This window comes from Sphingobium sp. BS19 (assembly GCF_027925545.1).
Taxonomy (GTDB): domain Bacteria; phylum Pseudomonadota; class Alphaproteobacteria; order Sphingomonadales; family Sphingomonadaceae; genus Sphingobium.
This window is the reverse complement of sequence record NZ_BSEF01000015.1, coordinates 19,908-42,891: the sequence shown is the minus strand read 5'-3', so window position 1 is coordinate 42,891 and position 22,984 is coordinate 19,908. Positions and strand designations below refer to the sequence as shown.

Below are 22,984 nucleotides of genomic sequence, written 5' to 3'. Positions count from 1 at the left end.
TCAGGAGGTAGTCATTGCCGGATCGATCCTTACGGTGAATGCCGGGTCTTCGAGCCTCAAGTTCGCGCTGTTCGATTTCGTACTAGCGCCGATCCTGCGCCAATGTATCGATGACGCAAAGATCGCGTTGCTCCTCTCCATGTGCGACGCAGCCGGAACAGTTCTGGACATCGTCGCGCATCTGGGCCGCCGCGTCGCCGGAGCAAATGTCGCAAGTACACCCCGGATCAGCACTGCCGACAGGACTGTCAGTGTTCTTGTCTATGCTGCCGATGAGGAACCAATGATCGCGCGGCACACGCACGTAATCATTTTTGCGCGAATTGGCGGCTGTGGATGATCGATGCGCACGCCTCTATCGGCACTGTGATCGCGGTGCGTGGCGCCGTCGTCGATGTGCGGTTCGACAGTACGGCGCTGCCCGCCATCGACACCGCGCTGATCGTCGATTGGGACCGGCCCGAGCCACTCGTTCTCGAGGTTCACAGCCATGTTGATCCGCAGACGGTGCGCGGCATCGCGCTGCAGGCGACGATGGGCCTTGCGCGGGAAACCAGCGTACGGGCGACTGGCGCGCCTGTTTCCGTGCCGGTCGGTGACGCAGTGCTCGGACGGCTGCTCGATGTGGTGGGAACGGTGCGCGACAATGGTCCGGCGCTGCCCAAGGATACGCCCCGCCGCAGTATTCATAATGCTCCGCCTGCGCTTGAGGACGAGAAATCGGCGACTGTGATCTTCGAGACAGGGATCAAGGTGATCGACCTGCTCGCCCCTCTGGCCCAGGGCGGCAAGGCCGCGATGTTCGGCGGTGCAGGCGTTGGCAAGACTGTCCTCGTGATGGAGCTCATCCACGCGATGGTTGAGAAATACCAAGGCATCTCAGTGTTCGCTGGTATCGGCGAGCGGTCGCGCGAAGGGCATGAGCTGCTTACCGATATGCAGGCTTCGGGCGTGCTTGAACGCACCGTGCTGGTCTATGGCCAGATGAACGAGCCGCCTGGCGCGCGTTGGCGTGTGCCGCTCACCGCCCTGACGATCGCGGAATATTTCCGCGATCAGAAACACCAGAACGTATTGCTGCTGATGGATAACGTATTTCGCTTCGTCCAGGCAGGTAGCGAATTGTCGAGCCTGCTGGGGCGGTTGCCCTCCCGCGTCGGCTATCAGTCGACACTGGCGACAGAAGTCGCGTTGCTTGAGGAGCGGATCGCCTCGGTGCCGGGCGCAGCGGTGACTGCGATCCAGGCGGTCTATGTTCCCGCCGACGACTTCACCGATCCAGCGGTCACCGCGATCTCCAGCCATATGGACAGTATAATCATGCTTTCGCGTAAGCTGGCGGCCGAGGCCTTTTACCCGGCGATCGATCCGCTGGCTTCATCTTCGGTGCTGCTCGATCCGCTGGTGGTGGGCCAGGAACATTATGCGCTGGCCGAGCGTGCCCGCGAGGCACTGGCGCGGTTTGAGGAGTTGCGCGACATTATTGCTCTGCTCGGCGTCGAAGAGCTCGGCACCGCCGACCGGCTGATCGTCAAGCGCGCCCGCCGGCTGCAGCGCTTCCTCAGCCAGCCCTTTGTCGTCACCGAAGCGTTCACCGGCACCCCTGGAGAGAGCGTCAGCCGAGCCGACACGCTCGCCGGGTGCAAGGCAATCCTCGATGGCGAGGCCGACGATTGGGCCGAAAGCTCGCTCTACATGGTCGGCACGCTCGCCCAGGCGCGTGCCAAGGAAGCAGAATCCAGCAAGGCGTCCCAGGGGAAGGACGCCAAGCCATGAGGTTGCGCATCATCACCCCGCTCTCGGTTATCGTGGACGAAGACGCGCTTGCGGTACGCGCCGAGGATGACAGCGGCAGCTTCGGCATATTGCCCGGTCATGCCGATTTCCTGACCAGCCTCGCGATTTCTGTGGTCGGGTGGAAGCAGAGCGATGGCTCGCGGCGCTTCTGCGCGGTGCGGCGCGGCCTGCTCTCGATCACCAGCGGCAAGGACGTTGCGGTCGCGACGCGTGAGGCGATCGTGGGCGACGACCTCGCGACGCTCGATAGCACTGTGCTCGAACGCTTTCGCGCCGACATCGATCAGGAACGCAGCGAGCGTATCGAGAGCATGCGGCTGCAACTCAATGCCATCCGCCGGATCGTGAGCCAGCTCGGAATGAGCGGCAGCGGGAACTTCGCATGAGCACGCCGGAACCGCCGCTCGAAGAGCAGGACCCGCTGATCGCTAGCATCCGCCTGCGCGGGGAGCGCCAGAAGCGCTGGCTGCGCGACGGCGAGGATTCGGTGGCGCGCCGGCTGGCGCAGATCGGTGTGCTCGGCTGGATCACGGTGATCCCGATGCTGGCAGGCATCTTTGCCGGGCGCTGGCTCGACCGGACATATCATACGGGCATCTTCTGGACCGCGCCGCTGCTGATGCTCGGCACTGGCCTCGGCTGCTGGTCGGCCTGGCGATGGATCAGGAGCGGATGATGCTGTTGCTTGGCCTCGCCGCCTGGTTCGTCGCGGGCATTTCCCTGGGTGTCGTATACTTTGTCGGCATCTGTTGGAGCGCGCGGCAGTTCGCGGATGGCGGCCGCGTGACCACGACGATCGCGCTGTCGTTGTTGCGGCTGGCTGTGCTCGGCGGATTGCTGGCGCTGGCGAGTTTGCAGGGTGCGGGGCCCTTGCTGGCGATGGCGCTGGGCGTCGTACTTGGCCGGTTCGGCGTGATGCGGCGACTGCGCGAGGCGACGCCATGATCTCGCCGCTCGCCAGCATAACTCTGTTCCACATCGGCCCGGCGCCAATTTCTCAGGCTGTGGTGACGACCTGGGTGATCATGGCCGTCCTGATCGCGGGCGCCATCCTCGTTTCGCGGATGCTAAAGCCAGAACCATCAGGGCTGCAGGCGCTTTTCGAACTGATCGTCGACACGATCGACAGCGAAATCCGCGATACGATGCAAGCCGAACCTGAGCCATATCGCGCTTTTATCGGCACGCTGTTCGCCTTCATCTTCGTCGCCAACTGGTCGACGTTGATCCCCGGCGTCGCGCCGCCCACCGCGCGGCTCGAGACTGACGCGGCGCTGGCACTTCTCGTATTCCTCGCGGTGATCTGGTTCGGGATTCGTTCGGGCGGGATAGGCGGCTATCTCGCGACCTTCGCCTCGCCCAATCCGCTGATGATCCCACTCAACCTCGTTGAAAGCGTGACGCGCGCCTTTTCGATGTTCGTGCGCCTGTTCGGAAATGTCATGAGCGGTGTGTTCGTGATCGGCATCGTCCTGTCGCTGGCCGGGCTGCTTGTGCCTATCCCGCTGATGGCGCTCGATCTGCTGACCGGGGCGGTTCAAGCTTACATATTCGCGGTGCTGGCGATGGTCTTCATCAGCAGCGGCATCGCCGACCGAAAGTCCCCAAAACCCTGACAGAAAAGGAAGGCACCATGAATTGGTTGGCCCTTTGCAGCATCCTATCCGCCGCATTCGCGGTCTCGTTCGGCGCGATCGGACCGGCGCTCGCTGAAGGCCGGGCCGTTGCCGCGGCGATGGACGCGATCGCGCGGCAGCCCGAAGCCGCGAGCACCATCTCGCGCACCTTGTTCGTCGGGCTGGCGATGATCGAGACGACCGCAATCTATTGTCTGGTGATCGCGCTGCTGCTGCTGTTCGCCAATCCGCTGCTGGCATGACGCTATGACGATCGACTGGTGGACGCTCGGCTTCCAGGCCGTCAACGTCGCAATCCTGATCTGGCTGCTCGGGCATTTCTTCTGGAAGCCGGTGGCAGGCATGATAGAGGCGCGCCGTGCCTCGGCGCAGAAGTTGACTGACGATGCCGAGGCGACCCGCGCCAAGGCCGACGCGGCGCTGGCCGAGGTCGAGAAGACACGCGCCGGGTTCGCCAGGGAACGCGAAGCGATCCTCGCCGACGCTCGCAAGGATGCCGAGGCGGCAAGCGCGGCAAGTCTGGCCCAAACCAAGATCGATGCGAATTCACTGGAGGCCGGGGCCAAGGCGGCAATCGCCAAGGACAAGAAGGCGCAGGAGGGGGCCTGGGCCGAGCGATCGGCTCAGCTCGCGATAGACATCGCCGGACGTCTCGCCGCACGGCTGGACGGTGCGGTGGTGCAAGCACGCTTTCTGGAATGGCTACTGGGCGAAATCCGCGAACTCCCCGAGCAGGCTCGCAAGGCTGCCGGAGCGAAGGGCATGAAACTCGAAGTCGTTAGTGCGGTGAAGCTCGCTGCGGCCGAGCGGAAGAACTGCGGCCAAGCGGTCGCCGAGGCGTTCGGCGGCGACCCGCACATCACGTTTCGGACCGATCGCACTCTGATCGCCGGCTTCGAGCTGCATGGCGAACATCTGATCGTGCGCAGCAGCTGGCGGGCCGATCTTGCCGCGATCCAGGCTGACCTCGCAGCATGAGCGCGCCCGAAACCTGGCTGAAAGACGCACGCACCAAGGTTGGAACCGCGGTGCTCGCGGCCCGTGCCGAGCAGATCGGCCGGGTCGAGGAAGTCGGCGATGGCATCGCACTGGTCTCGGGAATGCCCAATGTCAGGCTCGACGAATTGCTCCGTTTCGAAAAGGGCCAACTCGGCTTTGCGCAGGTGCTCGAAGAAGACCGGGTTGGTTGCGTATTGCTCGACGACGTCGATGGCGTCGAGGCTGGCGACAGCGTCCGCGGAACAGGGGATGTCGTGCGCGTTCCCGTCGGGCCTGGGATGCTGGGCCGCGTCGTCGATCCACTGGGCCGCCCGCTCGACGGCAAGGGGCCGATCGAGAGCGACACGCGCATGCCGATCGAGCGACCCGCGCCCTCGATCATCGACCGCGACTTAGTGATCGATCCCGTCCAGACCGGGCTTGTGGTCATCGACGCGCTGTTCGCGCTTGGCCGGGGACAGCGCGAGCTCATCATCGGCGACCGCGCGATCGGCAAGACCACGATTGCGATCGATACAATCATCAACCAGAAGAACAGCGACATCGTCTCGGTCTATGTCGCGGTCGGCCAGAAGAGTTCGAGCGTGCGGCGCGCGATCGATGCGATCCAGGGCAGCGCTGCGCCCGAGCGGTGCATCATCGTCGTCGCCGGCGCGGCGAGTTCGCCGGGGCTGCAATGGATCGCGCCGTTCGCCGGGATGACGATGGCGGAATATTTCCGCGATACGGGCGGCCATGCGCTGATCGTGATCGACGACCTTACCAAGCACGCCGCCACTCACCGAGAGATCGCGCTGCTGACGCGCCAGTCGCCGGGCCGCGAGGCCTATCCCGGCGATGTGTTCTACGTCCACGCGCGACTGCTCGAGCGTGCGTCGAAGCTGTCGAAGGACAAGGGCGGCGGCTCGCTGACAGCGTTGCCGATCGCCGAAACCGACGCCGGAAACCTGAGCGCCTATATCCCGACCAACCTGATCTCGATCACAGATGGCCAGATCGTGCTCGACGCCAAGCTGTTCTACCAGGGCCAGAAGCCGGCGGTGGATGTGGGCACCAGTGTCAGCCGGGTTGGCGGCAAAACTCAGGCGCACGCGCTGCGCGAGGCTGCGCAGACACTGCGGCTCGACTATGCCCAGTTCCTCGAACTCGAAAGCTTCACCCGATTCGGGGGGATGCCCGATACGCGCGTGCGCCAGCAATTGACGCGAGGCGGCCGGATCCGCGCGATCCTCGACCAGACGCAGCACGCGCCGCTCAGGCTCGCCGACGAGGTCGCGCTCGTGCTCGCGGTGCAGGGCGGACTGCTCGATGCGCTGCCGCTCAAGGTGATCTCCGCTTTTCGCAAGGGCCTGGCCGAGGTCATCGATCGCGACGCAGCAGATGCCGTGGCTGCAATCCAGGACCACGGCACGCTTGACGAGGTTGGCAAGCAGGCGCTCGTCGGCGCGCTTGCGGCTTATGCGAAGGGCTTGACGCCCGCACGGGCCGAGCCGGCGCCGACGCCATGACGCTTCGCCTCGCAGACATCGGGGCACGGATCGAGGGCGTTGAGCAGCTCGGTGCGGTGGTCAACGCGATGCGCGGCATCGCCGCCGCGCGCGCGCAGCAGGCGCGAGCGCAGGTCGAAGCGGTAGACAGCTACGCCGCGACGATCGCCACCGCGATCGGCCGCGCGCTTGCGCTCATGTCGTCACCGCCTCGGCGAGATGCGGCGGAACAGGATCCACCAGCCTTGATCGTGTTCACTGCGGAACAGGGGTTTGCTGGCGCGTTCAGCGAACGTGTGCTTGCATCGCTCGGCGACGATCTCGCCACGTCCATGCTATTTCTCATCGGGACCCGCGGCGCATCGGTGCTTGCCGAGCGGCGGATTGAGCCCGGATGGCGGGGTGCCATGCCGTCGCATTCGGCCGGGATTCCCAAACTGGCGGATCAGATCAGCGAAGCGCTTTACGCCCGAATAGCAAAGGGTGAAATCGTCAAGCTGGACGTCGTCTTCAGCCAGTGGGAACCAGGACACGCCGCCGGGATCCAGCGGCTCAGGCTGCTTCCGCTTGATCTAACCGGATTTTTGAATTCGGTGCAGGCCTACCCGCCGCTGCACAATTTGGCGCCCGCCGATCTGCTCGCAGGCCTGACTGCCGATTATCTCCACGCTCAGCTCTGTCACGCCGCTCTCCATGCGTTCGCAGCCGAGAATCAAGCGCGAATGGAAGCGATGGCAGCGGCGCGAGATCAGATCGCGCGCCAGCTTGCCGATCTGCGCGCTAAGGAGCGGATGGTGCGGCAGGAGGAAATCACCGCCGAAGTGATCGAGCTGGCAGCCGGAGCAGCGGCCAGCCGATCATGAGATCGGGGCATACAGCGTGGATCGGCGCCGTGGGCACTTTCCTGCGGGCCACCCCGAAATATCCTGTCATCATCCCCAGCTAGGCCGCGACGGTGACAGTGGGCTACAATTGAGGCAAATAATCGCTCTAAAGGCTAATTCGGTCAATCCACAAACTGGGTTTGTAACATCACGATTATTGCGAGCTTTTCTTCATCGCCTTCCACTCCCCCCATCGAGGAAGAAACATCGGCACCTGGTTTTGATAGATACGGTAAGCATCGCCGAATTGACGAAGCATTTCCCTCTCTTCCTTTCGAGCGAGGAAATAATAGGCAATGACTATTAGTGGAAGGAGGCTGATCGAGAATATTGTCGGCCAATGAATGACACCTTCCCCGAATAAAGCAATGAAAAGTCCAGTATATTGTGGGTGCCTAACAAATCTATACAGTCCGGTTGTGACCACGCGCTTTTCTTTCCGAGCTTTATAGACTTCCTTCCAGCCTTTAATAAATAACCCAATCCCGATAAATGCCACGCTGTATCCCAAGATCATTGCCACAAACATTCCAGCTTCGCTGAAATTAAGCAACGTGGACCATAAACTGTAGCTTACTAATCCTCGGTCCAAGCCAAAAAGTCGAATCGCTAGGTAAACCGTTAGGGGAAACCCATACATCTCGGCGTATAGCGCGATGATAAATGCCTGCACCAATCCGGCGCCTGCCCATTCACGCCAACCCTTTGGTGCAAAATATCTGTAGAATACCCAAGAGATCACGATGATCATGATCACGGCGATCCCCCACCCGAACGTACCCATAGATAATAGTCCTATTTGCAATCCGTTGAACCATCTGTCTCGGAAGACACTTTATCGACACGTACCAATGCCGTGGAGGGCAGGAGGATCTTGCGACCTTACAGCCGGCAGTCGGCTTCGATGATCAGCCAGCGCGTACCAGTTCGCTGCCAAACAGGAATTCGCTGATCTTCCCGGTGTGACTGTCTCTTGCCGATATGCTGTAGCCGCTAATCGCCGATCGCTGCCGCACCACTGCATACTCCTTTGCGGTTCTGCGGACTTGCCGGCCGATACTGGGCCAGCTGTAAAAGCGAACCAAAGCCATGCAGATGCAGGCGACGAATGGACCGGCCAAGGGCTACTGCAAACCGAATTGGCTTGGTTTGTTCTAATAATAACAAGATATGGAATTGCTGGTGTGCGCTGTAGGGTCGGAATCTACGCAGAACCTACCCTGCCTACCAATGCGAGCTCCCCACATTCAATTGCGGCGATTGCCTACGATGTGGTGGGTGGATGCGGGGCTCCGCATTCACCCCAAAGCGATCACATCGCCAATCCAGTGAAATGGATCCTGTCCCGGGGCAGATTGGGTCGTCGATTCTAGACGGGGGGCTACCCGGCTTTGTATCGCCGGGTCTTGCTTCTGAGCGGAGTTGATCGAACGTTGCGCAATTATCGTTCTGCCGCTGGCTCAGATCCCGTTGGCAAGGATGACGCCAGTCAATCTGTCTCATCACAGTCTGCGTAGTTTCCGGGGCTTCCGCAGCTCAGCTGACTAACTACCAAACCCAACGATGAAACAGATCCGACCCAGAAGGATTCAATATGAAAACGACAATTCTTGCAGCGCTCCTCGCTTTCGGCTTGGCCTCGTCGCCGGCGGCTGCCCAAGAGTCCAAGCATCAGCACGGCACCAGTGCCCCAGCAGAGGCTAAGCCTGGTCAAGAGGGTATGGCGCAGGGCGGCATGATGCAAAGCTCCGAGGCGATGCAGGCGCATCAACAGAAAATGCAGGAGATGCGGGCCTTGATGCAGCAGGCACAGGCAGCCACCAAGCCCGCCGAGCGCCAGCGGCTTTTGACAGAGCACCGCCAGATGATGCGAACACAAATGGCAAGCATGATGAACGGCGACAACGCCGCGATGATGCAGGCCTGCCATGAGCGCATGGCGATGATGCACGACATGATGGGCCAGATGGCAGCCGAACAGGAAATGATGCCGGCCAAATAGCAACGGTCCTCGGGCGGCGGTCGCTGACGCGGTCTCGGCCCGCGCCGTCGACACAGTTACCGAGATGCATGCTCCGGAGCGAGTCTCTTTGGAGGGCTTCGGTGGCGCCGCGAGGTGGGAAGCATGGCTGCTGGCTCGACTACCTCGTCATCTGGTGAGGCCGCTACTCCAGAAGGTCCCCAAACGCCCAAGGATGCTATAGTGGAAAATCCAAAATCTGGGGGGCCAGCTGCTCCCGAAAATGCCAAAATCGCCGCAGCAGTTCCATCAGTTGAGCCGGAGGATGAGGCTGCCAGCGGATCCGTCTCTCTGGCGACCAGTGCAGCAGGCAACCCAGGATGGCCGCCTTCGCGCGATCTATATCTCGACGAACTTGCCATCAACACGATCCGGACCTTGTCCATGGATGCGGTGCAGCGTGCCAATTCCGGGCATCCCGGCACGCCAATGGCCTTGGCGCCTGTGGCGTATACGCTGTGGCAATACTTCCTGCGGTTCGATCCTGATGAGCCGCTCTGGCCGGATCGCGACCGGTTCGTGCTGTCGAACGGCCACGCTTCGATGCTTCTTTATGCCTTGTTGCACCTCAGCGGGGTGAGGTCGATCGACTCCGTCCCAAGCCGCGGTGGGCCGCCCCGGGCGGCCGTCACCCTCGAGGACATCAAGCAATTTCGCCAGCTCGGGAGCCGATGTCCGGGGCATCCCGAATACGGCCTGACGTCTGGAGTGGAAACGACGACTGGACCGCTTGGTCAGGGCTGCGCGACGAGCGTCGGCATGGCAATCGCCCAGCGGTGGATGGCCAAACACTTCAACCGCCCCGATTTTGCGCTCTTCGACCATGAAATCTATGCGATTTGCGGCGACGGCGACATGATGGAGGGCGTTACTAGCGAAGCGGCTTCGCTTGCCGGTCAGTTGATGCTCGGCAACCTGTGCTGGATCTATGACAGCAACCGCATCACGATTGAGGGGCACACCGATCTCGCGTTCAGCGAGGATGTCTCTGCCCGCTTCCTTGCCTATGGATGGAATGTACAGAGGATCGGTGACGCCAACGACATCGCTTCCATCGGGCAAGCTATTCAGACGTTCAAACACACACACGACGCTCCAATGCTCGTCATCGTCGAAAGTCATATCGGTTACGGGGCACCGCACAAGCAGGACACCAGTGCCGCGCACGGCGAGCCGCTCGGGGTCGAAGAGATCCGGTTGGCGAAGCGGAAATACGGATGGCCGGAAGACGCCGAGTTTCTCGTGCCCGAGGGCATACGGAAACACTTCAGCCAAGGCCTTGGGCGGCGCGGAGCGGAGCTTCATGCGGCTTGGTCAGCGCTCAAGCAGGCCTATTGCAAAAAATATCCCGAGCTTGCCGCCGACCTCGACAGGATGCAGCGAGGCGAACTTGCCGAGGGTTGGGACACTGAGCTTCCGAGCTTTCCACCTGATTCAAAGGGGCTGGCGACGCGCGATGCGTCGGGGAAGGTACTCAATGCAATCGCGCCGCACTATCCGTGGCTGATTGGCGGTTCGGCGGACCTCGCACCCTCGACCAAGACGCGTCTGACATTCGAGGCTGCCGGCGACTTCGAGGCTGGCACATACGACGGCCGAAATCTGCACTTCGGCATTCGCGAGCACGTGATGGGCGCTATCTTGAACGGTCTCGCGCTTTGCGGGATCCGCGCCTACGGCTCAACCTTCTTTGTTTTTTCCGACTACATGAAGCCGGCGATCCGTCTGGGCGCATTAATGGCTTTGCCAACCGTTACCATTTTCTCGCACGATTCGATCGGCCTCGGAGAGGACGGTCCGACGCACCAGCCGGTCGAGCAGCTTGTGGCGCTGCGCACGATCCCCGGTCTCGTCACGTTGCGCCCTGCTGATGCCAACGAGGTTGTCGAAGCGTGGCGCGTCATCATCACACTGAAAGATCGACCAGCATGCCTCGTACTTAGCCGCCAGGCGCTACCGACATTCGATCGCGGTCGCTTCGCCCCGGCGGCAGGCGTGGCGCATGGCGCCTATGTCATGGCGGATTGTAAAATGGGCGTTCCGTCCGTGATCCTGATCGGCACTGGCAGTGAGATCGCGCTCTGCGTGGAGGTTTACGAAAAACTTACAAGCGAAGGCGTTGCAGCCCGCATCGTCAGCATGCCGTCGTGGGAATTGTTCGAAGAGCAGACCCAAGCCTATCGCGATAGCGTGCTGCCGCCCACGGTCTCGGCGCGCGTGTCGGTCGAGGCCGGTTCGGTGATTGGCTGGGATCGCTATGTCGGTCGCTCCGGCGCCCGGATCGGCATGCGCACTTTTGGCGGCTCGGCTCCGATCGGGGATCTGATGGCAAAATTCGGATTCACGGCAGAGGATGTACTTACCGCGGCGCGCGAGCAGATCGAGGAGTTCGAGACGCCGGCAACGTGAGGGCGCGCCGCTATTTCAAGGGCAGGTCAGCATTTGTTGGTCCAAGCCTTTTGGCCATCCTTGTGATGATCCTTTGGTCGGCTTGTTACCCACTGATCACCATCGGGATAGCCTATTCGCCGCATCTCAGTTTTGCAGCGCTGCGAGCGGGGCTCGCTGGGACTGTTCTGCTTATGGTTGCAATCTACCTGCGGGAACCGATTCCAAAGGGGTGGGCAATTTGGGGTTGGATCTGTCTCGCAGGCTTAGGCATGACCGGGCTTGGCTATTTCGGCATGTTCCACGCGGCCGAATTCGTTGCCCCCGGTCTCGCGACTGTTATCGCCAACACACAGCCGATTATTGCCGGCATTCTCGCTTATGTTTTGCTTGGTGAACGCCTGGCCGCACGCGGCCGGCTCGGTATGCTGATCGGGTTCGTCGGCACTGTGATCATAGCGGCACCGAAATTCCTCGCCGAGGATGCCCGCGCGACCGGATTCGGCGTGCTTTACGTCCTGCTCGCCGTCCTCGGGGTCGCTGGCGGCAACGTAGCTATCAAGAAGCTTGCGACCCGTGTCGATCCGGCGATGGCGATGGGACTTCAGTTGCTCGTCGGAGCGATACCGTTGACGGCGATCGCCCTGACTACGGAAAACCCGCGCGAGATTGAGTGGTCGGCACGCTTTGTCGTGTCGCTACTGGTTCTGGCCCTGCCGGGTACCGCACTTGCCTTCTGGTTGTGGCAATCCACGCTCCGCGCCATTCCGCTTTCCAGAGCCAATGTGTTCAGCTTTCTGGTACCGATTTTTGGGATCACGATTGGGACGCTGTTTTTCGCCGAACCGCTTACTTGGCCTGTCGCAATCGGCGTCGGCGTAGCCGCCTTAGGTGTATATGTTGCGACGCGCTGTGAACCAGCAATCGGCGGCGTGCCGCGCCAGCCGCTCGTCGAGCAATAGCACCTGAGGCTGTCTAGGCACCCCAGGCAATGTTGCCCTCGTCAGCGCTCAGCGAGCGGCCTGTCAGGACCACCGCGTATGGATGATGCGGAAGACGGAATAGATCGCTTCCGGCGGCGGGCTCTTGGTAGCGCTCGCGGCTGTCTTGAAGGACGCGGTCGATCACTTCGTTCTGCCAGGTTCGGTCGCCGCGACTGACGTAGGTGAGTAGTTTCCGAGTCTGGCACTGTTGGTCCGGAGATCGCTAGCCTGCGACGGAGGTTCACCGCAGAGGAATTGCTATGGTTGACAGAATTGACCCTCGCACGATCGCAGGTGCAGCTACCGCCCCGGTCAAAACGGCCGACATCGCCTTTGATGCGGGCCAGCGTTCGTATATGCTGTCGGTTTATAACTATATGGCGTCGGGTGTCCTGCTCACGGGTATCGTAGCGCTGTTGTTCGCACGGTCGGGTGCAGCCGCGCAGGTCCTCGGCGGACCGGGCATCTTAAAGTATATCATCATGTTGGCGCCTCTGGCGTTCGTCATGGTGCTGAGCTTTGGCATTACCAAATTATCGACCTGGACAGCCCAATTGCTCTTTTGGGCATTTGCAGTGGTCATGGGCCTGTCGCTGGCGTCAATCTTTCTCGTTTACACCGGCACATCGATTGCCACGACTTTCGTCGCAACCGCCGCGGCGTTCGCGGGCTTAAGCCTTTGGGGCTATACGACGAAGCGCGATCTATCCGCACTTGGGACGTTCCTCATCATGGGCGTCGTGGGACTGCTGGTAGCTTTGGTCATTAATATGTTCATGCGGTCGACCGGTCTCCAGTTGATCATTAGTTTCGCCGGAGTGTTGCTGTTCGCTGGGCTGACCGCTTACGACACACAGAGGATAAAATCGATGTATGCCGATGTGGCTGGCAGCGATATGATGGCTAAGTCCGTCATCATGGGAGCACTTAGCCTCTATCTCGACTTCGTTAACATGTTCATGTTCCTGCTAAGACTCACGGGCAACCAACGATAACGGCGGGACAGTAGCGCGAAAGTGAGCTTGGGAATCGTTCCGCAGCATACATGGGTTGAACCGCGCTGGCTTGCGCGTCGCTTATCGACCGGATCGGGTTCATTTGGCTCTATTGTCGAGTGGAAGGCGCGAAGCGGAACTGTTCGAAATCGGCTGAGGATGAAGCAATTTCAGCGCGCTTCCGCGAGGCGAGATGCCTCCTGCAGCGCGTTCATGTCGGCTGCGGCAAGCAGGGCCGATACGACAGATTCTGCACCGCAATTCGCATTCACCCGGTCAGGATGCAGACCATCAGAGCATCGGCCGGTTTTCGGGTCGAGCAAGGCCAGGCCCAAATCATTGTCCCCCAGTAGCCAACGCCAGGCTCGGTTGGCGTCGGCCAAATATCGAGGAGCAGCGGTTATCACATATGCAATCCGGCAAGCCGCGACGGTCGCCGCGACTTCCAGCGGCTGCTGATCGAACGGCTCGGGTCGCGCATGGGGCGCGCCAAAGCTGTCCGATCCGACCGGGCGGAACAATCCCGTCTCGCCTTTTTGCAGCTCGAGCAGCCAGTTCAGGCTCCTCACTCCCGCCTCGATATGGTGCTGATGCTTATGCGCATGCCCCGCAGTCAGCAGGGCCTGAGGGAGCCGGGCATTGTCATAGGCGAGGACATCCTCAAACCAGCTCCAGTTCACGTGTTCCTCGCGTTCCAGAAGGTCGAACAATTGCCCGGTCAGGCGGTCGCACATCCGTCTGGCTGCCGGATCGCCTGGTCGGGTATCCTCGAACGCGCAAAGTCCCAGTATCGCAAAAGCCCAGGCTCGCGGTGATCGGAAGGTCGCCATCGCCGGGTAGCTTTTCTGGAGCAGCAATCGGGCCCATTCTCGCCGAAGGGGGGAAGGATCGTCGCGGCTGCAAACGCCGAGCGCCCACAGCGTTCGGCCGTGGCTGTCTTCGGAACCCTGTGGTTCGAGCCAGTTTCGGTTGAAGCCCATGAAGTTGCGGAACCGGTTCTGATCCGGATTCCAGGCGTACTGGATGAACGCAACGAACCGATTGCCCAACAATTCTGCGTCGCAATCCTCGCCTTCCTCAGCCAAGCTGTAGCTAGCAAGCAACGCGCGGGCATTGTCGTCGATGCAATATCCGTGAGCGCGGTCTGCAGTGTCGAGAACGGCGTGCTGGAAGATACCTGTATCATCGCACAGGGCGCGAAAATACTTCGGTGAAATGTAATGCATCCGGTCGCTCATGCCGCGGTGAGCCTGAGGTCTGCACGCCTTTCTACCGCTTTCTCCTGGCGACCAATGGCGCCAACGAAGAGATCTAGATAGCGTTCGGCCGTGCGCTGCCAGGTCATGGCGCGCCCTTCCTGATAGCTTCGCTTGCTGATGGCCTTTCGCCGTTTCGGGTCGGCCAGCAGCTCCGCGACGGCTTGGCCTGTTGCCTGGCAATCGCCAAAAGGGACCAATACCCCGCGCCCGTCGGCCAGCAATTCGGCGGCATGCCAATAGGGGGTCGAGACGATGGGTCGGCCGAGCCCAAAACTGTAGGCCAGCGTGCCGGATGTCAGCTGCATCGCGGAAAGATAGGGCGTCACGTAGACGTCGCACATCGCGATGAATTCGAGTAGCTCGGCGCGTTCGACGAACTGGTTGATGAACAGAATGCTGCCTGCGACGCCCAGCGCTTCGGCTCGCGCCACCAAGCCGTCACGATAAGCCTCGCCATCGTCACGCAGCAGATGGGGGTGGGTGGCGCCGAGCACGATGTAGAGAGCGTCGGGGCAGGACTGCAGGATCATCGGCATGGCATCGATCATCACTTCGATGCCCTTGTTCGGGCTCAGCAGCCCAAAGGTGAGGATCACGGTGCGACCGACAAAGCCGAGCTTCTCCTTCATCCATTCGGAAGGCACCATCGCCACGTCCGGTATGCCGTGGGGGATGACATCGATCTTGCGCGGATCGACATCATAATTGCCAGCCAGAAGGCGCGCACCCTTTGCCGCCATCACTACAATCCGTGAAGAGGCCGCAGCGATGCGTTCGATTACGCAGCGCTGCCGTGTGGTGGGCGCTGCAAGGATCGTGTGCAGGGTGGTTACCAGCGGAGGCCGAAGATTCTCGACAAGGAGCAGAATATGGCTCCCATCGGGGCCGCCAAAGATGCCGAATTCATGCTGCAGCGAGACGACGTCGCAGAACCCGGCATTCACGAAGCGAGCAGCGGCATCATAGGCGAGCGGGTTTCCCTCGGCGATCGAAAAAGCGACGCTGGCCGGATACGCATATTCCTGCTGCCGGTCAGTCATGGCGATGATCGTTGCCTGATCGACGCGGGGCGATTGCGTCAGTGCCTGCTGCAGGTCGGTGGTGAAGGTGGCGATACCACATAGTCGCGGGAGGGAATTGCCGATAACGGCCACATTGAGCCCCGGGAAATGGCGTGATGGCTTTGCCAAGGGTGTGACAACCACGCGGCGATTCGATCCTCTTGGCTCTGGACCGGTTGCTTCAATGGCGCACTGTGCTTCCAAGAATGGCATAGGAATGCTCCGAGGGGATGATAGATTACGTTCTAGATCGAGGTTCCTCCCGATTCACCTCTCCGGACAGCGTCGGAATTTACTCATATGCGCGGGCGTCCGCGCCACTTGGCGCTGGCTGAAGTACGATCCTTGCCCAAAATTATTGGAATCAAGGGTCTTCTAACCGATGTGCTTGGAGCGGGTTCTTCCCCACTTCAGTAGAGCTATAGAAATAGTAAGGAGCGCGAGAGGCAGCGCGGATCGCCCTGGATTGACCGCGGCAACCCTTAGCCTGAGTAGTATCCGAAACTGCAGAGGTGCCGCGCAAACCGCTAATGTCGGGAAAAGCTTTTAGACACAGAACAGCCAAGGGGAGCGTTCGCTCAATGATAGCGCAGAATGTGCCGATCGTGTGTGTGGGAGGATCGGCGGGCGGGCTCAACGCCTATGAGCGTCTGCTTGAGAACCTGCCAGCCGATATCGGCGCGGCGATCGTCATCGTGAACCATCTGCGCACGGTATCCACCCTGCTGCACGAAATTCTCCCGCGCCATACGCAGATGCCGGTGGAACTGATTACTGAAGGTCTCAATATTCGGCCCAACCACGTATTCATCATTCCGCCCCAGCGGGATTTGCACGTGCTGAATGGGGAGTTTCGACTGATGCCGATCTCTAAGCCACGGGGTTGGCCCGACGTCATAACCGTATTTCTACAATCCTTGACGCAGCACTGGCATGGCAAGCTCGTCGCGGTGATTGTATCCGGGTACGATGGCGACGGCGCCGAAGCCCTGTGCGGTGTTCGCGCGGTCGGTGGCATAACGATCGCGCAATTGCCAGCATCAGCCGGCCATTCCGATATGCCCATTAGCGCGATTGCGACTGGTTGTGTAGATTTTATACTGGCCCCCGAGCAAATCGCCGCTCAGATCGTGAAAATCATTGGATCAGTGCGCCAAGGCGCGGACCTGGCGACCTTTCTTCGCGACCGTGCCAGGACAGAGACCATCTTAGCTTCAAACACCAACTGCGGTCCGGCCGCATGGTCTCATTCCCAACTCGCCCGGCTCTATTTGGAAAGATGCACCGAGATCACCGGCAACGTTGGTCAAATTGTTGGCTCAGTGATCGAGACGGATTTCCTCGACCAAACGGCCAGCTCGTCAGTCGCATTTGTCGAAAACGGCAAAGGAGATTCCCCGGATCGTCCGGAACCGTTTCAACCACCGCGAGGATTGCAATCATGATGCCTGCGGCTCCGATCAAATCGCGCAAGATACGCAGAGGCAGCTCGGTCGAACAGACCAAACACCCAGTCGATCGACCCGGCTTTGACCTTGGCGGCGCGACAGGCAAAACGACAGCGGGGTTCGGTTTGGGGCTTGGCGAGGACTCGTCCGACTCTCGTCAGGAACGCAGTTTGCCTGGGCGCAGGATGACTGGAAGGCTGAGTATTCCGCACTGGGTCAGTCCCGATATTCTGAAAGAGCCGAAGCCGAAACCTCCAAAGCCAGAATGAGATTCGATGGATGCTGACACCATATGTTTGGCGTGCGAAAAGATCCGTGGAGGAAACCGCGTGAGAGAAATTTGTCCGTCACGCGCTGCGCGTGCATAGTTTCCGATCCTGACACCTAGACCGGGCGTGTCTAGCCTTGCGGCAGTAAGGTCGATGGCACCTTCGCGGGTCTCCCGAGCCATGCAGCCCTCGGGGAGCAGTGCCGCGATCCTTGGCGTCAGGCAGGGCAGACGATCTCGGCCTCTGGTGGAATATTCTCGCGGTGATTTTGTGAGGCGGCTGCCTGGGCGGTGCGCGCAAGTTCCGGCAGCGACTTGGCCTCCATCTTGTGCATGATCGCGGCGCGGTGATTTTCCACCGTCCGTTGACTGATACCGAGGTCGGCGGCGATATTCTTGCTGGGTTGGCCGGCGAGGACCATGTCCATCACCTCGCGCTGTCGGGTCGTCAGATCGGCGACATGCGCGGCCGCGGCTTCATGGGCGGCATCGACAAGCCGGATATCATGCGACTGGTCGATTGCCCGCGTAATGCTGGCAAGCAATTCAGCGCGGCCGACCGGCTTTTCGATAAAATCGCAGGCTCCCGTTTTCATCGCCTCGACAGCAAGGCCCACATCGCCGTCGCCCGTTATCAGGATTGCCGGCAAATGATCGCCTCGTACGCGCAATGCGTCGAGAAGTGTGACACCGCACATGCCCGGCAAATGGGCGTCGATCAGGATGCAACCCTCACCGCCGACATGATAGGATTCCAAAAAGGCTTCCGCGCTTGCAAAGGTCTGAACCGCGCGACCGTCCCCCTCGAGCACGTCTCTTATGGTAGCGCGTATTTCCGGGTCATCATCGATGACATACGCCACTGGAGCGCTGCTCCCAATGACAGCCTGTCTACGTTGCGACGTCTGCAAAGCCGGCTTCGGAGAAAGTCGCTCTATTGCTGCTACAAGCTCCTTCGGTTTCACCGGTTTGTTCAATTGCACGCAATCCTCGCTTGCGATCTTTGTCAGCGTCTCACTCGAGATGTCCCCGGTCAGGATGATCGCTGGCAAGCCGGAAGGCAGGCTGGCGCGAAGCGCGTTCAGCAAATCCAGCCCATTCATGCTGCCGGGCAGATTATAGTCGGTAAGCAGGATCTCCGGCCGGATCGCGCCAGCAGCAACCAGTTTTAGCGCCGCGGCCGCATCGGATGCGACTTTGACGATATGACCGTCGCCCCGTAGCAATTCTTCGAGCAACTCGAGAATATCGGGATCGTCCTCGACAACGATAATCTTGTATCTAGTCCTTGCTGGCTCGTCGACGATGTCACGGTCGTGCGTCTCCGCCGACGCCGATAATGAGGCATTGACCGGGCTTGCCACCGTGACAGTGAAGATCGAGCCCTTCCTAGGCACGGAGCGAACGTCGATCTGATGCTCGAGCAAATGCCCGAGCCGTTGCACGATCGACAAACCAAGTCCCAGGCCACGGCTGCGTTCACGCGCGGCATTGTCGACCTGGTGGAATTCGTCAAAGATGGCGTGAAGTTCATCGGCCGCAATGCCGATCCCGGTGTCCCAGACCTCTATTCGAAGCGTATCCCCGCGACGACGGCAGCCCAGTAGAATTTTCCCACGTTTCGTATATTTGATCGCGTTGCCGAGCAGATTTCGGATCATCTGCTCGAGCAACCGGGGGTCGCTTTTTATGATCGCAGCGCTTGGCAGGATATGAAGCGTCAGACTGCGTGACTGAGCGAGATAGCTGAACTCGTCGCGCAGCCGATCGAGCATATCGGCGATCGGGAAATTGACCGGATTGGCTTCTACTACGCCGGCCTCGATCTGATTGATGTCGAGCAGAGCGTTAAGCATGCCGGACATCGCACCCAAAGTTTGTTCCTGACGTGCCAGCAGCTTCTGCGTTTTCTCCCCTTCGACCGATTGAGCCAGCAGTTCCTGCAGAAGCGTCAGCGATTGGAGCGGCTGGCGCAGATCATGACTGGCGGCAGCGAGGAAACGAGACTTGGCAAGGTTGGCCCGCTCGGCTTCGAGCTTCGCATCATCGAGTGCTTTCGTAGTTATCTTTCGTTCGGTAATATCGGCGAAGGTGATGACAACGCCTTCGACATGACCGTCGTGTGCCCGATAGGGGAAGATACGCCGACAAAACCAGACACCATTCGGCGTGCGAACCTCATGATCGATCGAGGCTTCATCGGTAAGGACCCGGCGCACATCTGCGAGCAGCTCCGGGTCGGTAGCGATCGGCTGCAGATCGGCCAGCGGGCGACCCACATCTCCAGAAATGACGTTGAAGAGCGACTTTATCGCAGGCGTGTAGAAACGGATCTTGAGATCGCCATCGAGAAACACCGTCGCCACGTTGGTGCTATAGAGCACGTTTTGGAGATCGTCGGACGTGAGGCGCTGCCGTTCGAGTGTTTCCTGAAGTTGGTTGTTGAGCGCGGTCAGCTCTTCATTGAGGGATTGCAACTCCTCCTTCGATGTCAGCAGCTCTTCATTGGTCGACTGGAACTCCTCGTTGACCGAAAGGGCCTCTTCGTTAATCGCCTTCTGCTCCTGGCTCGACGTTTCCTGATTGAGAATCGCGGTTTGCAGTTCAGTCTGGGTTGCTTCGAGTTCGCGCTCGAGTTCGGCGACGCGCGTTGCATCGCTACGACCATGGGGTGAAGGTGGCCCCGCTTTCTCGTTGGGCTCCTCGACAAAACAGACGAGCAGCAGTTCCTCATGATCTCCGACGATCGCCTGGACGTCGATGCGGAACCAGATTGTAATGCCGTCATGGGTGAGGCGGGTGCGGCCGCCATCGACCCGCGGGATCGTCTTGCTGATCTTGTCGATAGCGAGCCGGAGTTTGGTCCGCAGCGCCGGAGTCGCCATCGCGAGCAGGTCGAGCGTGGCATAGCCAGGAGCGATGCGCAGATATCGCTCGGTCGGACCCATCGAGTACAGACACTGCCGTTTGCGATTGATGAGGATGGCTGCCGGAGCGTGGCTGGCGACGACCGCCCTGCGGCAGATATCCGCGAGTGTGGACTGGCGCGTTGCGGACCCGGTGCCATCGGCCCTCCCAAGCAGGGGCAAGGCGTCACCAAAACTAAAGGGAAAGCCCGTATCTCCGATTCGGCTGCGCGCGATATGCCGGTAGAATCGCTCGGTCTTGGCGACGACCTCGAACCTGTCCTCGGCGGCACCGACGGTCTCTGACGATCCCAGCACCAAAATGCCGCCCTCGCGAAGGGCAAAATGAAAGAGCGAAATGACCTTGGCCTGCGCCTCGGGGTTCAGGTAAATCAGCAAATTGCGGCACGAGACCAGGTCAATACGCGAAAAAGGCGGGTCCGACAGGAGATCCTGCACGGTGAAGACCACATCGCCGCGCAACATGGCTACGACCCGATAGCCCGCCTCGTCTTTCACGAAATAGCGCGCAAGGCGGTCGGCCGTTATCCCGGTTGCGATATCGAGCGAATAAAGCCCTTCGCGCGCGGTCGCGATCGCATCTGGGTCGACGTCGGACGCGAACACCTGCAATTTGATCTCGCGCCCGGAGGCCTTGATGACCTCACGGCACATCATCGCGATCGAATAGGCTTCTTCTCCGGTGCTGCATCCCGCGACCCAGATCCTGAAGGGTTGATTTTCGGCCAAGCTGCTAACGAGATCGGGCAGGATCGTTGTCGCCAGCGCTTCGAACACCTTGGGGTCACGAAAAAAGCTGGTGACGTTGATCAGCAGATCCTTGGCGAGCAGGTCGCGCTCGCTGGGGTCCTTGTGCAGCAGATCAACATAAGCCGCCAGATTACCCCGCGGGAGCGCAAGCAATGCCATACGCCTTTCGATGCGACGCTCCAGCGTTCCTGGCTTATATTGCCGGAAGTCGTGTGACGTCTTTTCCTTGAGGAACAGGATGATCGCATCCAATCCTTCGGCCGGCGGCGGACTGGTCGCATCGGAGTCAACCGGAACGCTGGTAATCTGCATCCCGCGATCGATCAGCGCCTGCGGAATCTTTGGTAGCAAGAGAATTTGATCAACCAGTCCGGTAGCGATCGCGCTGCGCGGCATGCCGTCATATTCGGCCTCTTCCGGCTTCTGGGCGATAACATATCCGCCTGCGGCCTTAAGCGCGGCGATGCCTTTGCTGCCGTCCGCGCCCGTTCCCGACAGGACGACACAGACCGATCGACCGCCGCAACCTTCGGCCAAAGAGCCGAGCAGGAAATCAAATGGCAGGCGGGCGCCGTGCAGCGCCTGTGGTGGGGAGAGATGGACTGTCCCACCGCGCACGGAAAGATAGCGACCCGGCGGTATCACATGGATTTGGTTGGGCTCGAGCGAGCAGCCATCGGTCGCTTCGATGACCTTCATTGTGGTATGCTCAGCGAGCAATTCCGCCATAAGGCTTTTGTGTGTCGGATCGAGATGCTGAACGAGAATGAACGCCATGTCGGAGGTCGCGGGCAGGCTATCGATCAATTTGGCGGCGGCCTGCAAGCCGCCTGCGGAGGCCCCGATGGCAACGATCGGCATGGCGCGCGGAGGGCTGCGCGCAGTCAGCGCGGTCAATTCCTGTCGGTCCGACGCCAGTGACGATTCACGGGCACGGGTGCTGCCTTGCTCGATCGCCGACTTATCTTTCTTTGCTGCCATGCAGAATACGGTAGCACCTTCGGGGGCCGATGCCCCTACGTATAGTTTGGGAAGGATGATCTCGCTGTCATGGCTCCCGGTTTTGAGTAGTTTCCGAGGCTCAACGAACGCGAACCATAGCGCCATTGTCAGCCCCGATCCCAGCGACGAATCGCGCGTATTTTTCAGCGTCGTCGCATAGCCAAGCCGGTGGGACGGCATGGAGACTTGACCATGTATTGGACCCGAAGCAGCCTGGCAGGTCACGACCGCGCCCAGGCGAATGAGCTTCTGAATGAACTTTTGGCGGCCTCGATCAATCTTTCTGCACAACCTAGGCCACGTGGACAAAGGGCAGCCACAGCGTAACTGATGCGAGCGCGACGAAGCCGAGATATGACTCTGCTGTCTTGTCATAACGCGTTGCGACACGGCGCCAGTTCTTGAGCTTGCTGAACAAGCGCTCGACGAGATTGCGCCAACGGTATTTCTCGCGATCATGCGGGATCGGCATGCGGCGGTTACTTTTGGTTGGAATGACCGCCTCGACATCCGCCTTGGCGAGTTCCTGGCGGATGGCATCGGCGTCATAGCCCTTATCGGCAAGCAGGGCCTCAATCCGGTCAGCCAGCATCCCGAACAAGGGCCCGAAGCCCTTCACGTCGTGGGCCTGGCCCGGCGTCAGGACGAAACATAGCGGTCGCCCCTGACCATCACAGCGGGCGTGCAGCTTGGTTGTGAAACCGCCTCGCGAGCGGCCGAGCCCTTCGAATTCTTGATCCCTTTTTTTAGCCCGACGGCGCAGTGGTGCGCCCGGACTACGGTGCTGTCGATCATGTCGGCGCTGACATCCCGCTCGACGACAGCGGCCAGGGTCTCCAGCATGGCCTCGAACACGCCCGTCACGACCCAGCGACGATACCGCCGGAACACGCTGTTCCACTTGCCATATTCATCCGGCAAATGCCGCCATTGCGCGCCTGTCCGCGCCATCCACACCATGCCTTCGAAATAGGGCCGGTTGTCTCCCGCGGGTCGGCAGCCACGTCCTCGCTCCGACGGCAGCAGGGGCCCGATCAGAGCCCACTCATCATCCGAAACCCCAATCCGCTCGCCCAATG

19 protein-coding genes and 1 pseudogene are annotated in these 22,984 nt (G+C 60.5%); 15 read left to right on the top strand and 5 right to left on the bottom strand.

Annotation, left to right across the window (positions count from 1 at the left end):
* Nucleotides 1–34: 34 nt before the first annotated feature.
* Genes QMG56_RS16805 through QMG56_RS16760 form a run of 10 tightly spaced genes read left to right on the top strand, consistent with a single transcriptional unit; the run spans nucleotide 35 to nucleotide 6,783 of the window.
* Nucleotides 35–340, top strand: coding sequence for a hypothetical protein (locus QMG56_RS16805; protein ID WP_281823497.1), 306 nt, complete (start codon nucleotides 35–37; stop codon nucleotides 338–340).
* Nucleotides 337–1,776: a F0F1 ATP synthase subunit beta gene (atpD, locus tag QMG56_RS16800; RefSeq protein ID WP_281823495.1), complete on the top strand. Its 1,440-nt coding sequence runs from the start codon at nucleotides 337–339 to the stop codon at nucleotides 1,774–1,776. The genes QMG56_RS16805 and atpD overlap by 4 nt, the downstream gene beginning before the upstream one ends.
* Complete coding sequence (locus QMG56_RS16795) at nucleotides 1,773–2,183, top strand: F0F1 ATP synthase subunit epsilon (RefSeq protein WP_281823494.1); 411 nt, start codon at nucleotides 1,773–1,775, stop codon at nucleotides 2,181–2,183. Before atpD ends, QMG56_RS16795 begins: the two co-directional genes overlap by 4 nt.
* Nucleotides 2,180–2,473 carry an AtpZ/AtpI family protein gene (locus QMG56_RS16790; RefSeq protein ID WP_281823492.1) on the top strand — a complete coding sequence of 98 codons (294 nt, stop codon included), beginning with the start codon at nucleotides 2,180–2,182 and terminating at the stop codon, nucleotides 2,471–2,473. The genes QMG56_RS16795 and QMG56_RS16790 overlap by 4 nt, the downstream gene beginning before the upstream one ends.
* Nucleotides 2,470–2,742, top strand: coding sequence for an ATP synthase subunit I (locus tag QMG56_RS16785; protein ID WP_281823490.1), 273 nt, complete (start codon nucleotides 2,470–2,472; stop codon nucleotides 2,740–2,742). The genes QMG56_RS16790 and QMG56_RS16785 overlap by 4 nt, the downstream gene beginning before the upstream one ends.
* Nucleotides 2,739–3,413: a F0F1 ATP synthase subunit A gene (locus tag QMG56_RS16780; protein WP_281823488.1), complete on the top strand. Its 675-nt coding sequence runs from the start codon at nucleotides 2,739–2,741 to the stop codon at nucleotides 3,411–3,413. The genes QMG56_RS16785 and QMG56_RS16780 overlap by 4 nt, the downstream gene beginning before the upstream one ends.
* A 17-nt stretch (nucleotides 3,414–3,430) precedes the next feature.
* Entirely contained in the window at nucleotides 3,431–3,676 is a 246-nt protein-coding gene (locus tag QMG56_RS16775) for a F0F1 ATP synthase subunit C (protein WP_281823486.1), read from the top strand.
* A gap of 4 nt (nucleotides 3,677–3,680) precedes the next feature.
* A complete protein-coding gene (locus QMG56_RS16770) occupies nucleotides 3,681–4,412 on the top strand; it encodes a F0F1 ATP synthase subunit delta (RefSeq protein ID WP_281823485.1) in 732 nt (243 codons plus the stop codon).
* On the top strand, nucleotides 4,409–5,941 hold the full coding sequence (locus tag QMG56_RS16765; RefSeq protein WP_281823483.1) for a F0F1 ATP synthase subunit alpha: 1,533 nt from the start codon (nucleotides 4,409–4,411) through the stop codon (nucleotides 5,939–5,941). Before QMG56_RS16770 ends, QMG56_RS16765 begins: the two co-directional genes overlap by 4 nt.
* Nucleotides 5,938–6,783: a F0F1 ATP synthase subunit gamma gene (locus QMG56_RS16760; RefSeq protein WP_281823481.1), complete on the top strand. Its 846-nt coding sequence runs from the start codon at nucleotides 5,938–5,940 to the stop codon at nucleotides 6,781–6,783. Before QMG56_RS16765 ends, QMG56_RS16760 begins: the two co-directional genes overlap by 4 nt.
* Before the next feature lie 175 nt (nucleotides 6,784–6,958).
* Here the strand turns inward: QMG56_RS16760 and QMG56_RS16755 are convergent, their stop codons facing one another.
* Nucleotides 6,959–7,555, bottom strand: coding sequence for an isoprenylcysteine carboxylmethyltransferase family protein (locus QMG56_RS16755; protein ID WP_281823480.1), 597 nt, complete (start codon nucleotides 7,553–7,555; stop codon nucleotides 6,959–6,961).
* Nucleotides 7,556–8,398: 843 nt separating this feature from the next.
* Between QMG56_RS16755 and QMG56_RS16750 the strand changes: the two genes are divergently transcribed.
* The 4 genes from QMG56_RS16750 to QMG56_RS16735 all read left to right on the top strand — a co-directional run bounded on the left by QMG56_RS16750 (nucleotide 8,399) and on the right by QMG56_RS16735 (nucleotide 13,190).
* The gene (locus QMG56_RS16750; RefSeq protein ID WP_281823479.1) at nucleotides 8,399–8,806 is read left to right on the top strand and encodes a hypothetical protein; all 408 of its coding nucleotides are present in this window, start codon (nucleotides 8,399–8,401) and stop codon (nucleotides 8,804–8,806) included.
* Nucleotides 8,807–9,115: 309 nt separating this feature from the next.
* Nucleotides 9,116–11,233 (top strand): transketolase, encoded by a 2,118-nt coding sequence (tkt, locus tag QMG56_RS16745; protein WP_375713720.1) that lies wholly within the window; start codon nucleotides 9,116–9,118, stop codon nucleotides 11,231–11,233.
* The gene (locus QMG56_RS16740; protein ID WP_281823477.1) at nucleotides 11,230–12,174 is read left to right on the top strand and encodes a DMT family transporter; all 945 of its coding nucleotides are present in this window, start codon (nucleotides 11,230–11,232) and stop codon (nucleotides 12,172–12,174) included. The genes tkt and QMG56_RS16740 overlap by 4 nt, the downstream gene beginning before the upstream one ends.
* A gap of 281 nt (nucleotides 12,175–12,455) precedes the next feature.
* Nucleotides 12,456–13,190 carry a Bax inhibitor-1/YccA family protein gene (locus tag QMG56_RS16735; protein ID WP_281823476.1) on the top strand — a complete coding sequence of 245 codons (735 nt, stop codon included), beginning with the start codon at nucleotides 12,456–12,458 and terminating at the stop codon, nucleotides 13,188–13,190.
* Nucleotides 13,191–13,360: 170 nt separating this feature from the next.
* Here QMG56_RS16735 and QMG56_RS16730 read toward each other — a convergent pair whose 3' ends face one another.
* Together QMG56_RS16730 and QMG56_RS16725 are read right to left on the bottom strand one after the other, a co-directional pair.
* The gene (locus QMG56_RS16730; RefSeq protein WP_281823474.1) at nucleotides 13,361–14,428 is read right to left on the bottom strand and encodes a hypothetical protein; all 1,068 of its coding nucleotides are present in this window, start codon (nucleotides 14,426–14,428) and stop codon (nucleotides 13,361–13,363) included.
* Entirely contained in the window at nucleotides 14,425–15,654 is a 1,230-nt protein-coding gene (locus tag QMG56_RS16725; protein ID WP_281823472.1) for a glycosyltransferase family 4 protein, read from the bottom strand. Before QMG56_RS16725 ends, QMG56_RS16730 begins: the two co-directional genes overlap by 4 nt.
* Before the next feature lie 437 nt (nucleotides 15,655–16,091).
* Between QMG56_RS16725 and QMG56_RS16720 the strand changes: the two genes are divergently transcribed.
* Nucleotides 16,092–16,955 carry a chemotaxis protein CheB gene (locus QMG56_RS16720; RefSeq protein ID WP_281823471.1) on the top strand — a complete coding sequence of 288 codons (864 nt, stop codon included), beginning with the start codon at nucleotides 16,092–16,094 and terminating at the stop codon, nucleotides 16,953–16,955.
* Nucleotides 16,956–17,444: 489 nt separating this feature from the next.
* On the opposite strand, the gene QMG56_RS16715 is transcribed toward QMG56_RS16720, so the two are convergent.
* Complete coding sequence (locus QMG56_RS16715; RefSeq protein ID WP_281823469.1) at nucleotides 17,445–22,085, bottom strand: chemotaxis protein CheB; 4,641 nt, start codon at nucleotides 22,083–22,085, stop codon at nucleotides 17,445–17,447.
* Nucleotides 22,086–22,197: 112 nt separating this feature from the next.
* Nucleotides 22,198–22,982: pseudogene (locus QMG56_RS16710) on the bottom strand (IS5 family transposase).
* Between the last annotated feature and the right edge of the window lie 2 nt (nucleotides 22,983–22,984).

Excerpts from the sequence above, each read along its gene's own strand:
- atpD (WP_281823495.1), top strand. The coding sequence starts at position 337 with ATGATCGATGCGCACGCCTCTATCGGCACTGTGATCGCGGTGCGTGGC.
- QMG56_RS16795 (WP_281823494.1), top strand. The coding sequence starts at position 1,773 with ATGAGGTTGCGCATCATCACCCCGCTCTCGGTTATCGTGGACGAAGAC.
- QMG56_RS16790 (WP_281823492.1), top strand. The coding sequence starts at position 2,180 with ATGAGCACGCCGGAACCGCCGCTCGAAGAGCAGGACCCGCTGATCGCT.
- QMG56_RS16785 (WP_281823490.1), top strand. The coding sequence starts at position 2,470 with ATGATGCTGTTGCTTGGCCTCGCCGCCTGGTTCGTCGCGGGCATTTCC.
- QMG56_RS16780 (WP_281823488.1), top strand. The coding sequence starts at position 2,739 with ATGATCTCGCCGCTCGCCAGCATAACTCTGTTCCACATCGGCCCGGCG.
- QMG56_RS16775 (WP_281823486.1), top strand. The coding sequence starts at position 3,431 with ATGAATTGGTTGGCCCTTTGCAGCATCCTATCCGCCGCATTCGCGGTC.
- QMG56_RS16770 (WP_281823485.1), top strand. The coding sequence starts at position 3,681 with ATGACGATCGACTGGTGGACGCTCGGCTTCCAGGCCGTCAACGTCGCA.
- QMG56_RS16765 (WP_281823483.1), top strand. The coding sequence starts at position 4,409 with ATGAGCGCGCCCGAAACCTGGCTGAAAGACGCACGCACCAAGGTTGGA.
- QMG56_RS16760 (WP_281823481.1), top strand. The coding sequence starts at position 5,938 with ATGACGCTTCGCCTCGCAGACATCGGGGCACGGATCGAGGGCGTTGAG.
- QMG56_RS16755 (WP_281823480.1), bottom strand. The coding sequence starts at position 7,555 with ATGATCATCGTGATCTCTTGGGTATTCTACAGATATTTTGCACCAAAG.
- QMG56_RS16750 (WP_281823479.1), top strand. The coding sequence starts at position 8,399 with ATGAAAACGACAATTCTTGCAGCGCTCCTCGCTTTCGGCTTGGCCTCG.
- QMG56_RS16735 (WP_281823476.1), top strand. The coding sequence starts at position 12,456 with ATGGTTGACAGAATTGACCCTCGCACGATCGCAGGTGCAGCTACCGCC.
- QMG56_RS16730 (WP_281823474.1), bottom strand. The coding sequence starts at position 14,428 with ATGAGCGACCGGATGCATTACATTTCACCGAAGTATTTTCGCGCCCTG.
- QMG56_RS16720 (WP_281823471.1), top strand. The coding sequence starts at position 16,092 with ATGATAGCGCAGAATGTGCCGATCGTGTGTGTGGGAGGATCGGCGGGC.
- QMG56_RS16715 (WP_281823469.1), bottom strand. The coding sequence starts at position 22,085 with ATGCCGTCCCACCGGCTTGGCTATGCGACGACGCTGAAAAATACGCGC.